The following is a 12,498-nucleotide window of genomic DNA, read 5'->3' as shown; positions in this document are numbered from 1 at the left end:
GCTGCCGTGACGGCCAGCGGCCGGTCGTTGCAAGTTTAGTTCGTGTTAGTTTTGGGAGCGTGAGTGCGCGAGAAAGCGAGCTCGTGTCCGGACCACTTTAGCGCGCCCGTTGTCTTGCGGCTTTCGTCGGCTTCGCGGCGTCCTCGAATGCTTTAGGGTGACCGGCGCGATATCCCTTCGCACAAGGTTTGCGAGGTCCACATGCTCAAGGCAATTCATGCCCAGCAGAGTTGTGAATGGCCGAACGGAAGGCGCAAGCGATCGTCGAAGATTTACGGACTGCGACGAGAGCAAGGTGGCCGCCGCGCAAACATGCCGCCCTTACTAAGAACCGACTGTCCCAGCCAAAGCCCCCGATGGGAGACCATCCTCGACGTGGATGCTCTCGCTGACACGGACAAGAAGAACTGGGTTCTTAAAAGGGTGGGCTGCCTCCCGCCCGAGGAGCGCCTATGCTTGCTCAACCTGTCCGAGGGCGGAAAGGACGCTGTGTTCGTCCGGGAGTTCGACGCAGTCGCCAAAACCTTCGTCACGAACGGCTTCGCACTCCCCGAGGGAAAACAGCAGGTCACTTGGGTAAATAGCGACACGGTCCTGATTACACGAGATTGGGGCGAAGGGACCATGACGCAAGCCGGTTACCCTTTCGTTGTGAAGGAGCTCAAGCGCGCTCAGTCGCTCGCGGAAGCGCGCGAGGTCTTCCGTGGTGAGCCGACCGATGTCGAGGCCAAACCATTCGTGCTGCGCGACAGTGAAGGCACGATCCATGCGACCGGCGCCGTCCGCAGGATCGGTTTCTTCGAGCATGAGTATGTTCTCTTTGGGTCCAAGCCGATTAATCTCAATCTGCCAAAGAAGGCGACCATTGGGGGCATCGCGAGTGGTCGCCTGCTGATGACGCTAAACGAAGACTGGATGCCGCCGTCCGGAGATACCCCTTCTCAGCCGGCTCGATCATCTCGTATGACCTGGCCGAATGGAGGCAGGATCCGCTGCGCGCCATGCCCACCCTCGTTTTCAAGCCTGGACCTCGACAAGCGATCAGCGGATTCACCGCCACAAGAAACTTGTTAATCCTAACGATTCTCGACAATGTTCAGAGTAGGGCGTTCGTCTACAAGTACAATCAGGCGCCTGGCAGGCCAGGCCGATCCCGCTTCCAGAGAATGCGAGTGTCGGGCTAGCTGCGACATCGCATGAAACGGACGAGGCGATGTTCACCGTCTCCAGCTTTCTTAGCCCGACGATGCTCTGGTACTTCGACGCCGCAACCGAACGCCTTGAGACCCTGAAGACGACCCCTCCTAGGTTCGACGCCTCGAGACTTGTCGTCGAACAGTTCGAGGCAATCTCGCGCGATGGCACCCGCATTCCTTACTTTCTGGTACGACCCAAGAGCGCAAGATTTGACGGATCAACTCCAACGCTTCTCTCTGGCTATGGTGGGTTTCAGATTCCACTCATCCCCTATTACGCGGGTCCTACCGGACGACTCTGGCTCGAGCAGGGGAACGCGTATGTCGTCGCGAACCTGCGCGGCGGCGGTGAGTTCGGGCCCCAATGGCACCAGACTGCTCAAGGAGCAACGAAGCAGCGGACATGGGATGATTTTATCGCCGTCGCGGAGGACTTCATCCGGCGCAAAATCACTTCTCCCCGCCGGCTGGGCGTGGTCGGCGGTAGCCAAGGAGGCCTCCTGGTAGGCACCGCAATCACCCAACGACCCGACCTCTTCAATGCGGCCATCTTACAGGTGCCGCTGTTCGATATGGTTCGGTTCACCAAGCTGGGCGCCGGAGCCTCCTGGATCAGCGAGTATGGCGATCCCAGCTCTCCCGAACAGCGCAAGTGGCTCGACGCCTACTCGCCCTATCAGAGGTTGGTGCCAGGCAAGACCTACCCGGGCCCCTTCATTCTCACGTCCACCAAGGACGACCGCGTGCATCCAGCGCATGGCCGCAAGGCAGCGGCGAGGCTCGCTGCGTTGGGCCAACCGTACTTCTACTATGAGAATACCGACGGGGGCATAGCGCCGCCGCCAACCTAATTGAACAGGCACGCCAGATCGCTTTGGAATATACGTATGCATCCCGGCGGCTTGTCGATGAGTGATGTCGAGGACGAAGATCTACTTCAATGATGAGGCTTGGCGGACGACGTTATCGGCAGCGGCGTCAGACCCGTCTTTGCTCATTCTCGGCGGGACGATCTCCCTGAGGGATGAATCCGGGCGATCAGCTACGCCCTCAGTCTCGCGTATCAGTCTGGGTAGGTCACTCAAGGCCGATTTCTCCTTGATACCCACCAGGCATTTCGTGTGAACAGCCCTCAGGGCAAAGCCGCTGCGTCAGCCTCTCGATCCCGTGGCTAACTTCGTTGGCAGTGCGGATGCGGATAGGGATAGCGCCTTTCTCATCAAGTCCCCTCGATAGGCGCCGGCGCATCCGCGCTGCGTTCCATCTATTGCTGACCGGCCTATATTGCTCAGTCGTGCGATGCTGTATTTCTCTCGCACCCTAGAGCCTACAATTTAAGTGCACAATCATCATCTGGCTCGCTTATCGTCGATCCGCAGTCGGTTGGAGGCTTACTGGAATTCCACCAATGCACTCCGACAATCGATCGATACGCGGAGTGCGACGAACATGGCAGTACAATATGCACGGCAGAGGGATGGGGGCGCAAAGCACCGAATTCGCAATTTGACGTCACAGAGACCTGCCCCCAACGGGGCGGAGTATCTAGATGGTGTGGTCCGCAACCGACAATGTCTCACTGATCAGCAGCCTGAACCGTCCGGGTGTCCTGACGTCGTGATGGCTGACAGCACGAAAGCATGTCTGAGTGGTTGCAGAAGTTTCCGTGGCGGATTGAGCGGGTGTTGATAGCCCACACACTATTGACCGACTGCGCAAAGTCCTGTCAGGTTGCGGTAAGCTATCACAGATACAGAGCCCTTGGGGTTAACGGGATGTGACAGGGACAGCGTTATCGCTCCAGATCGATCAGCGCCGAGTCACTTTTCCGCTAGTCTCAACGGCAGTGCGGATGTGGTAGGGACTAGTTGGCCTGGTTTCAGCCCCCGAGCCGGTTAGCACCGAGCCGCGCCCGCACTGTTTTACATCTTGCCCCGGGACCAATCCCGCTAGCTATCTCCGACAAGCTTCGCAGGTACTCTGGCGAAGGTCGGTACACCACCCGAAAAGGTGAGGGCCACGTACTTCCATTCCTGCCGCAGCGCGCGCAAGAGTGGCCTTGTATACTGCATGCCGCCACGAGAGCCGCCTGAACCGCGAGTTCGGCCGCTAGCGCTTCGGCGTTGAAGGCTATGCCATGGGAGAGTTGGTCGCGGAGCTTGGCGCGGGCTTCCTGTCTGCCGATCTCGGCCTAACACCGGAGGTGAGGGAGGATCACGCCTCCTATATCGGCTCTTGAATCAAGGTGCTGAAGAACGGACGCGCGATCTTCACGATCTCGTCCAATGCCCAACGGACGGCGGACTTCCTTCATAGGATTCAGGCCAAAAAATTCCGTCGCGACCTGAGCCGCGGCGGCAATCATCGATCTGGACCTCGTCATTTTAGCTCCAAATAGCTTAGGTCTCCAATGGACTCTGGACGAAGTTGTTGACTGGGCGTCCTCCGACTTACAGCGGGGCGGATTTTTCGCACCGGTTTCAGATAGATAAATCGCTGCGGCTGCAAGCATTTTGATTGAGGATGCATGGGTTTGAAGCCGAGGCCCGGTCTCAATCGCGGCGACCGTATCGACCCTGTGAGGTCAACGGCCCTGCTCACTCCTTGCATACCACGATGTCCGTAGATGCTGCGCGAGCGCTCGTCCCCCCCCCCCGACCATGGGTTGCGAGTCCGGCTTGTGTGCGAAAGGCTCGAGGCCGAGCCTGATAACCAAGTCCTTTCCAGCCGACATAGACCGCAAGACGTGCAGCAACCACGAACTGCCGGGCGGCAACACAAGCCAGACCGTGAAAGCAATTAGTAAGCCGCCATTGAGGGCGAGAAATACGGCTCGTTCACTCATGAGGATCAGCGGACAAAACTTGCGATCCGAGTAACGCTGCTCGTCGATGACCCAGATCCTTCAAAATAGCCGGGGTCAGATTAAGGGCCGTCCGCAATGGTCGAAATCCATGCGTTTGGAAATGCTGCGCAATGATTGATAGTCCGCGTGTCGTATGCCGAAAGGCAGCCGGCGCCTTGCATCCCACGAGCAATTTGGGATCCGAGGCGCGCCTTGGCATGGGTGCAGCCACGCATCGAGCGGCGAGGGGGCAGCATGGCTCGCAACGTCGAGCGGCGAGAAGGAAATGCTCATGCGGATTGATCCCACGCACATGAGCGCGCGCGGCTCATGGCACGTGAGGAGGCGCCACTGGGTGTCACATCCGAGCAAGGCGACACCGAACAGGCGAGGAACTTGCCGCAGCGGAGCGGGGATTGCTGAGCCGGTACCAGGGTCTACTTTATGTCTCTGAAAACGTTAGTACTTCCGTTGACCGAGAATGTCGACCTGACATTTCGGAATGTCGGCGAGCGGCTACATTTATAATTGTCAGCAAGCGGCGACTTATGCTAATGTAAGCGAGCGCTAACATTTGGGATTGGAATGCTTATCCGTACACCTGGCGACCTCGGCGCCGTCATTCGCGACAGACGCAAACGCCTCAAGCTAGACCAGGCGACACTGGCCAAGCGGATCGGCGTCAGCCGTCAATGGGTGATTGAGGTCGAGCATGGTCATCCCCGCGCAGAGCTGGCTCTTGTCCTTCGTGCTCTCGACGTTCTCGGCATCCCGGTGGACGTCAACAGTGGAGGGCCCACCAGCCGCGGGTCTACCTCCGCAGTTGATATCAACGCCATCGTCACCAAAGCCAAGGAAGGCAAGACATAATGGCCGAGCTCATTGCACTCTTGGATGGCACCGAAGTCGGTCGCGTCCGCAGTGAGGCGCGCGGCCGGCTGACCTTCGTCTATGACAATGCATGGCGCAACGCGGAGCGGGCCTATCCCCTGTCGCTTTCGATGCCGCTTGCCGCCGAGGAGCACGGTCCAGCCACCGTTCAGTCCTTCTTGTGGGGGCTGCTGCCTGACAACGAGCAGGTGCTCGAGCGCTGGGCCAAGAAATTTCAGGTATCGGCGCGCAACGTGTTTGCCCTCATCTCTAACGTCGGTGAGGATTGCGCCGGGGCCATCCAGTTCGTCACGCCTGATCGATTGGGGGCTCTGAAAACAGGCAAAGATGACAAGATCGAATGGCTGGATAAGTCGGAAATAGCAAATCGGCTTCGAGTCTTGCGCGAGGATCACGCTGCCTGGCGTCTGCCCAGCGACACGGGTCAATTCAGTCTTGCAGGCGCCCAGCCGAAAACCGCGCTTGTCCTCAAAGACAACAAATGGGGCATTCCGTCCGGGCGCATACCAACCACCCACATTTTGAAACCACCGACGGGCCATTTCGATGGTCACGCCGAGAATGAGCATATCTGCCTGCAGCTCGCACGCGAACTCGGGCTGCCAGCCGCTGAAACCAAGGTGATGCGCTTCGAACAGGAAATAGCGATCGTGGTTGAACGCTACGATCGGCAGGTCAGCGGGAACGACATTATCCGCGTTCATCAGGAAGATATCTGTCAGGCCATGGGCATCCCGCCGACCAAGAAATACCAGAACGAGGGCGGACCAACGCCTGCCGATGTGGTCGAGCTCTTGCGGACCTACTCGACAGACCGCGAGGCCGACCTTGAGACGTTCGTCAGCGCTTTGGTCTTCAACTGGCTCATTGGGGGCTCTGATGCTCACGCCAAGAACTATTCATTGCTTCTGGCCAGCGGCGCTCTCGTGCGTCTCGCTCCCCTTTACGACATCGCCAGCATTCTTCCTTACGACCACGTCGATCAGCGCAAGATCAAACTCGCCATGAAAGTCGGGGGTGAATACAAGCTCGATCAAATTGGCTTGCGTCAGTGGCAAAAATTTGCACGCGAGACGCGTGTTGATGCGGACGTACTCATCGCTACGCTGAACTCCATGGCCGGGCAGATCCCTGACCTGGTGGCGGACATTCGCACGCGAGCGCAAAAGGAGGGATTGGAGAACGCTGTCATCGAGCGATTGGCAACGGCTTTGAGTACGCGAGCCAAGGATTGCGAACACGTTCTGAAGGGGATCTAGGATACGGATCATCCATCAATTGAAGGGAGTCGAACGCAAAGCTGCCGGTCTAGATTCATGATCTCGCGTTGAGTATTGCCGATGGGGGCTGGAGCGCTTGGGTAATTCGCTAGGGGGGACGCGTGTGGTATGTTTCAGCAGAGTTTTCCCATCTGACGCGGGGTCGCAGGTCCAGCTACCAGCGCCGACACTTCTGAAGAGAGCGAGCTTACGCGGACACACGAAATCGCTGTCCTCTTGCGCGACGATGCTGACTTGCGCCAGCGCACTCTGCCAGAGTCGCTAAGACATCTACGCTGAATCATTTGTTGATCCCGCCCTCGGCGTCCTCCGGCTGCTGCGATCTTTGCGTCGCTCAGCAGGCGATCGCTCGTCACCGCGCTCACCTTCAAAACCGACCGACCGCTCATCGGCAGAAAGCTTCAATCTGCCGTGCCGTTCAAGTGCCGGGCGCAAGAACGGCTCGCGACGAGCCGCTTACTGCAGAGCCGGTCAGAGGCGTCCCATACCACGATCAGTGCAGCGCGAATGGAAACCCCATAGGTCCGGCTCGGCCGCCGCGGCAGGGCCGATCCGATGCTCGTCCACTGACAGTGGTCGGATCGCGTGCTTACGATGTCATACCGTGACGGCGCAAAGCTCGTCCAGGAGTCGTCCCTTCTCACGCCGACCGCCCGGCCGATGACGCACGGCCAGGGCTGATGTGATCTCGCGCTTTTCGCGCATGCTGATCGTCCCTGCCGTAGCCGCTACGGAACTGATTCGGCAGCTCCGCCCAAGGCACGACTGGGAAGTTGTCCGGTAACATTTTTAGTGAGGCAATGCGCCCCTCGGCGACACGAGGATTACCGTCTCCTTGGGTAGCCGATGAGAGAGCGAATGAACGAGGAACGAATCGCGGAAGGCTCGTCGTGGAGTTGCGAGACCGATCTGGATCAACTGTGGCTTGGCACCCATGCGTGCACCTGCGGCCCGGTATGGTCGTTTTGCAACCAGAGCAATGACGAGTCGTCGGCTCACATGCCGCCGGAAGGGTTCATCGGCGGCGAGGACGGCGGGTCCTTAAACCCATGAAACCCGCGACGATTGAGAGCCGCGGGGCAGTTTCGCTTTGCAGATGTGGCGATGCATTGCTTCACGAGCGACGGCCTCGTCAGCTTCTGGAAAGCCTATCCATAATAGGATCAGCTCAATTGATTTCTTGGACGTGAGGCTATCGTGGACCCGTACAATTTCGATCCACCCAATCCAACAGCTTGGTCCCCGGTGCAGCACGCCGTCTTGGAAGAGGACCAGGGGGGCCATGCCGGGCAAGAGGGCTTTGAGCAGCACTTGGCCGAGGCGCGCTCACCCGATCCGGGTCCTGTCTCCCGTGGCGGCCGCAACTACCATCCCCATCTCTCTGCAGAACATCGGGACACTATCGACAAGGCGATTGCCGAATATGCAGCTCAGAAAAACCCACAACGGAACACGGTTAAGCGCTATACTCAGGCGCTTCGCCGACTTGGAAATGATCTTGGCGCTCATCGCATTACGATTGATCTGAGGGACCACCAGTCCCTGGTCCGTCATGTCAAGACTTACTTCCCGAACGACGAAGACATGAAGAAAGGGTTGGGTGTCCTTCGTGCGTATCATGATCCGAGCTATGTAGCTTCTGGCGGGCGGCCGCGCACGATCCCTTCAGCGGAAGACGCGCCCCTCTCAGAGCGGCTTAATGCCAGTGGCATGACGTCGGGCAGTGCTGCTCGTCATGATCGTAGTCTTCGCAGATTTTCTAACGCGCTTAATCTTGCGGGCTACTCGATATCCGGGTTAGACCACGCGGCGCGCATTGAATTCGCTCAGAAGTTGTTCCCGAACGACGAGCTTCTGTTGTTCGCATTAGGCAAGGTTCGCGATGCCGAGAACGTTCCCGGCGCGCGTGCATCTCGGAAGCCCAGCGGTCGTGCTGTCCCGTCGCCCGCGTTGCATCTTTATCCCGATGACGCCCGCATCATTGATGGCCTGGAAAAGGCAGAGCTGAGCATGCTCAAACCCGAGGAGAAGAGCCGGAAAAAGGTTGTTCAAAATCTGGCCCGCAACCAACGAAGATTGGGTGCTTGGCTCCAAAGGGAGGGGCGGGGGAGCATAGTGAGCCGACTCACCGGCACCAGTGAGCAGCAAAAGTCGTTGAACGACGATCACACCGACTTTAAAAAATCCAATCGAAACGCGGACACGGGCTTCGATCGGCTTAGGAGCTACCTATTGCTCGTCGAGGCGAACGCTGCGCTGGGCGTCTGCCCTGAACAGGCGGGTGGGGAGCCGCGGCGTGGCGAGTCGAACTCAACGTGGTCGCCGCACCTGCCGTACGATTTTGAGTGGCCGACGCCGGAAGCGGTGCCAGATGGGTCGTCGGCGATCTACCGAGGCCTCGACTCCTTCGTTGATCTGCCGTACACCTCGCAGGAGGTGAGAGACGATGCTCAGTCAACGCCGGTGGGTAGGGCTGCCGCCAGACCGCCGCTCTTCAACGGACCATCGGACGCGCCAGCTCAGTCGCCCGACATTTTCCGCGGTCTTCAGTCTTTCGTTGATTTGCCGTACACGCCGCAACAGATGCGAGACGATGCTCAGTCGGCGCCGGTGAGTGGGGCTGCCGCCAAACCGCCGCTCTTCACCGGACCGCCGGACGCGCCAGCTCAGTCGTCAGACATCTACCGCGGTCTCAACTCTTTCGTTGATCTGCCGTACACACCGCAGCAGATGCGAGACGATGCTCAGCCAGCGCCGGTGGGTGGGGCTGCCGCCAGACCGCCGCTCTTCACCGGACCGTCGGACGCGCCAGCTCAGTCGTCAGACATCTACCGCGGTCTCAACTCTTTCGTTGATCTGCCGTACACACCGCAGCAGATGCGAGACGATGCTCAGTCAGCGCCGGTGGGTTGGGCTGCCGCCAAACCGCCGGTCTTCACCGAACCATCAGACGTGGCAACTCAGTCGTCACAGATCTACCACGGTCTCAACTCTTTCGTTGATCTGCCGTACACACCACAGCAGATGCGAGACGATGCTCAGTCGGCGCCGGTGGGTGGGGCTGCCGCTAGACTGGTGCTCTTCACCGAACCATCAGACGCGCCAACTCAGTCGTCACACATCTACCGCGATCTCAACCCTTTCGTTGATCTGCCGTACACGCCGCAGCAGATGCGAGACGATGCTCAGTCCGCGCCGGTGGGTGGGGCTGCCGCCAGACCGCCACTCTTCACCGAACCATCAGACACGCCAGCTCAGTCGTCAGACATCTATCGCGGTCTCAACTCTTTCGTTGATCTGCCGTACACACCGCAGCAGATGCGTGACGATGCTCAGTCAGCGCCGGTGCTCAGCCCTGCCGGTAAACCCGCGTTCTTCGTCGGGCGATCGGGCGTACTTCAGGAGCTTGAGGACATCGGATACCGAGTCGACGAGGATTGGCAGGATGGCTCCCAGCCGGTGCCGGATTTCTTAATCGATGTCCTGGATAATATCAGGGTCCTGCCGACCCAGTTCAGCGGCCCAACCCAGCTCTCCATGAACGGTGAGACCTACTCGATCACATTGGAGCCGCGAGGACGCCGCGTTGCGCAATTCATCCATCATCCTCGCCCGTCCCCTGTCCCGGGTGCTCAGATCGGCCCCTCGGCTACTGTTGCCTCTTCCGGCCACCGCAGCGGTCCCGTGCTGGGGCCCACGCAGTGGCTGGGTGACGAGCATATCCAGCGGGACTATGAGCTCCTGGCGCAGGAGTTGCAGCAGAACAATCCGGATCTCGCCGCTCGGACGCGGTTCGTGGATCCCCTGATAGCCCAAATGTTGCGATCCCCCTCCAAGGAGGTAGCCGAACGAGCATTAGGGTGGGTTCGCCCTGGTACAGCTGACTTCCTGTTCCTGCCGGTAAGCGATGCCAGCGATACGGATAGACATCAGCGCGGCAGTCACTGGTCGCTGCTGCTGGTTGATCGCCGCGATCGTGGCCGGCGGGTCGCCTATCACTATGACTCTACCCAGGGATACAATGACAGGCTCGCAGCGGAACTCGCAGGACGGCTCGACGCTAACCTGCAACAGGCCCCGATAAGACAGCAGCAGAACAGTTATGACTGCGGCGTCTTTGTCCTGGACGGCACCAGGGAACTGGTAAGGCGATTGGCAGCAAGACGGCCGGACCTGAACCTCAACAATCTTGTCATCAGTCGGCAGGAACTGCGGGACCGACTAGGCGCTGGTGTCGGCTTCAACTGAATAGGGCCACGACCGAGTGAAATGCTGTTCTCGCCGATCGAAGATCCGCAATCGGTGTGTTCGCAGAGCATTATAGTGTCTCACGTGAGGAGCTGAGTACGCATACGACGAAGACCGCCTGATTGACGCATGCCCGCGGGCACAGCGAGCTCTATGATCGGTCGGGGGAAAGGTCAGCGGCCTGCTGACCCGGCGGGCTTATCGGCCTGGCGCAGGAGCTTCCATTTCCAGGGCAGCAGTTCGTGCAGGCGCGACGCGGGAAGATCGGCGATCCGGGCCAGGACCTCGGCGAGCCAGGCCTTGGGATCAACGTCGTTGAGGCGACAGGTCGGTATCATCGTCAGCATGATGGCGGCACGGTCGGCGCCACGCTGGCTACCAGCGAAGGTCTAGTTGCGCCTTCCCAAGACAATGCCTGTCAATGCGCGCTCAGCGCATTGGTCAAGCAGATCTTGCCATCGTCGAGGAAACGGGCGAAGTCGAAGTCGCCCCGCGCCTGAGCATGTAGTTCCTAGGCTTCAGGACGTCGGAGGAGCGCGAGAGGGCTTCGCGCTCGCGCAACAACCAGACGTGCATGTCCTCGAGAAGCGGCTTGCTTTTCCTCTGCGCTGCGCGCGGACGTAAATCGAGGGGCAAAGATCGAGCCGCAAGCGGTCTCATCAAGTGCGTTTGTGAACAGCACATCTGCGACTCTGACGTTGCACAATCAGCGCATGCTAAGATACCTATCAGGCTCAGCTCCTGCGCCTTCTCAGCAACGACTGGGAACTGATCGAGCGTCGTCAGATTCTGAAGTAAGTGCGAGATCAGGCACATCTGCGGAGATCTTGCCTTAGGGTAGGCTCTACAGATGTTGTGAACTCCACGTCGCGCTTATACGTCATCGAAAGCACGTTCCGGGCCGCGGGCCACCGCACTCTGCGCGCCGGGGATGTCGAACACGGCTGCGCTCGCAATAATCTTCAGGCTCGAGGAGGCAGCCGCAAAGCTGGGTCGGTCGATGGCCGCAATTAGTTGGCGAAACTCTTCCCGTAAATTTCGCCGACGAATCAGTCGTCAGACCACGAACTCAATCCACTGCCGCCTAGCCCGTTGGGGCATCAACATTCACCGATGGTTCTTTAGCCCACGATAAGTCACACGTCGGATCGAAAAACAAGTAATTGCAAGTCAGTTCTTCACCAGGTTGTACGTCACGCACGGATAAAATTCGGCAATGATCGTCCTGATATGTATTTGGCTGACTGCTGTGGTTCATGAAGCGGGCATTGTCAGCATTGTACTCTATAACACCATCATTAGCCTTGTAGTCTCTTGGATAGGCATGCTTATCAAGTAGAGCTCGAAATGTTGGAGCTAGAGCTTCGTACTGCTTAGGCGTTACCGCGATGTCAACGATTGGGTTGTGAATCCAAATCAGCGAACCTTTGGGCAAAAGGGCAGCGGAGAAAAGTCCAATACCGCCAAACTGGTCTGGCTTTAAAACAGTTTCGATAATCAACATTGAAGAAGTCTCCCTAACACCCAGCAAGCTAACTGACCTGAGCCCCGAAATCTCCTGCGCAAATCGGTAGGGTCGTCTAATCGCGCCTCCGTCCCAAATTGGATTTTTTCGCATTCGTTGCCGCAGCGGCTGGCGGATCGCCTTTCGCGGTACCGCCATTTTGGCGGCGGTGGAAGCGGTGCAAGTCAGTGGGATTGCAAAGATCTGCGTCAATCAAAGATCCGCGTGACCAAGGCGGCGAGTTCATGTCGCGCGATCGTGACCTGTAAGCCTACGAGTGCGGCGACACGCTTGCTTTATCGCCGTCCGGCAAGCCGCGGACATCGGCTTCATCGAGGCCCTCAAGAGCTGCTTTCGCGCCGAGCGTCCATGGCCACTGGTTCCTGCCCCTTGCGCATGCCCAGGACAGAAGTGGAGACATGGGCACATCGTTAGCGAACGGCCACCCCGTGGGCGATCGATAACGTACAGAGTCTTTCGCACTTTCAGGATTGACGGCTTCTTCTAGAATGAAGGAGCTTTGAATGAACGATG

At 58.8% G+C, this 12,498-nt stretch carries 8 protein-coding genes and 2 pseudogenes; 7 read left to right on the top strand and 3 right to left on the bottom strand.

Going from position 1 to position 12,498, the window contains the following annotated elements; genetic code table 11:
* Positions 1-201: 201 nt before the first annotated feature.
* From ACM43_RS11560 to ACM43_RS11530, 7 genes and pseudogenes are all read left to right on the top strand, one after another.
* Positions 202-1,074: a prolyl oligopeptidase family protein gene (locus tag ACM43_RS11560; RefSeq protein WP_074448289.1), complete on the top strand. Its 873-nt coding sequence runs from the start codon at positions 202-204 to the stop codon at positions 1,072-1,074.
* 76 nt (positions 1,075-1,150) lie between these two features.
* Complete coding sequence (locus ACM43_RS11555) at positions 1,151-2,047, top strand: prolyl oligopeptidase family serine peptidase (RefSeq protein ID WP_271540168.1); 897 nt, start codon at positions 1,151-1,153, stop codon at positions 2,045-2,047.
* A gap of 1,274 nt (positions 2,048-3,321) precedes the next feature.
* A pseudogene (locus ACM43_RS38860) lies at positions 3,322-3,435 on the top strand (zincin-like metallopeptidase domain-containing protein); the annotation flags it as partial.
* A gap of 1,191 nt (positions 3,436-4,626) precedes the next feature.
* Positions 4,627-4,911: a type II toxin-antitoxin system Y4mF family antitoxin gene (locus ACM43_RS11545; protein ID WP_036030851.1), complete on the top strand. Its 285-nt coding sequence runs from the start codon at positions 4,627-4,629 to the stop codon at positions 4,909-4,911.
* Positions 4,911-6,191 (top strand): type II toxin-antitoxin system HipA family toxin, encoded by a 1,281-nt coding sequence (locus ACM43_RS11540; protein WP_271540156.1) that lies wholly within the window; start codon positions 4,911-4,913, stop codon positions 6,189-6,191. The genes ACM43_RS11545 and ACM43_RS11540 overlap by 1 nt, the downstream gene beginning before the upstream one ends.
* Before the next feature lie 879 nt (positions 6,192-7,070).
* Entirely contained in the window at positions 7,071-7,265 is a 195-nt protein-coding gene (locus ACM43_RS11535; protein WP_124163810.1) for a hypothetical protein, read from the top strand.
* A 258-nt stretch (positions 7,266-7,523) separates the two neighbouring features.
* Positions 7,524-10,460, top strand: a complete 2,937-nt coding sequence (locus ACM43_RS11530; RefSeq protein ID WP_271540154.1) for a Ulp1 family isopeptidase — start codon at positions 7,524-7,526, stop codon at positions 10,458-10,460.
* Between the two features lie 173 nt (positions 10,461-10,633).
* Here the strand turns inward: ACM43_RS11530 and ACM43_RS11525 are convergent.
* From ACM43_RS11525 to ACM43_RS11515, 3 genes and pseudogenes are all read right to left on the bottom strand, one after another.
* Positions 10,634-11,066, bottom strand: a pseudogene (locus tag ACM43_RS11525) (transposase domain-containing protein); the annotation flags it as partial.
* Positions 11,067-11,544: 478 nt separating this feature from the next.
* A complete protein-coding gene (locus tag ACM43_RS11520; protein ID WP_271540152.1) occupies positions 11,545-11,964 on the bottom strand; it encodes an SET domain-containing protein in 420 nt (139 codons plus the stop codon).
* A 271-nt stretch (positions 11,965-12,235) separates the two neighbouring features.
* Positions 12,236-12,498: hypothetical protein (locus ACM43_RS11515; protein ID WP_271540149.1), on the bottom strand; the 263-nt coding region annotated here is incomplete at its 5' end.

This window comes from Bradyrhizobium sp. CCBAU 45321 (assembly GCF_028128975.1).
Lineage (GTDB): Bacteria > Pseudomonadota > Alphaproteobacteria > Rhizobiales > Xanthobacteraceae > Bradyrhizobium > Bradyrhizobium yuanmingense.
The sequence above is the reverse complement of the archived record's forward strand: the minus strand, read 5'-3'. Positions and strand labels throughout refer to the sequence as shown.

What these genes read in the sequence shown, in the direction of transcription:
- ACM43_RS11560 (WP_074448289.1), top strand. Translation starts at nt 202, where the DNA reads ATGCTCAAGGCAATTCATGCCCAGCAGAGTTGTGAATGGCCGAACGGA.
- ACM43_RS11545 (WP_036030851.1), top strand. Translation starts at nt 4,627, where the DNA reads ATGCTTATCCGTACACCTGGCGACCTCGGCGCCGTCATTCGCGACAGA.
- ACM43_RS11540 (WP_271540156.1), top strand. Translation starts at nt 4,911, where the DNA reads ATGGCCGAGCTCATTGCACTCTTGGATGGCACCGAAGTCGGTCGCGTC.
- ACM43_RS11535 (WP_124163810.1), top strand. Translation starts at nt 7,071, where the DNA reads ATGAACGAGGAACGAATCGCGGAAGGCTCGTCGTGGAGTTGCGAGACC.
- ACM43_RS11520 (WP_271540152.1), bottom strand. Translation starts at nt 11,964, where the DNA reads ATGTTGATTATCGAAACTGTTTTAAAGCCAGACCAGTTTGGCGGTATT.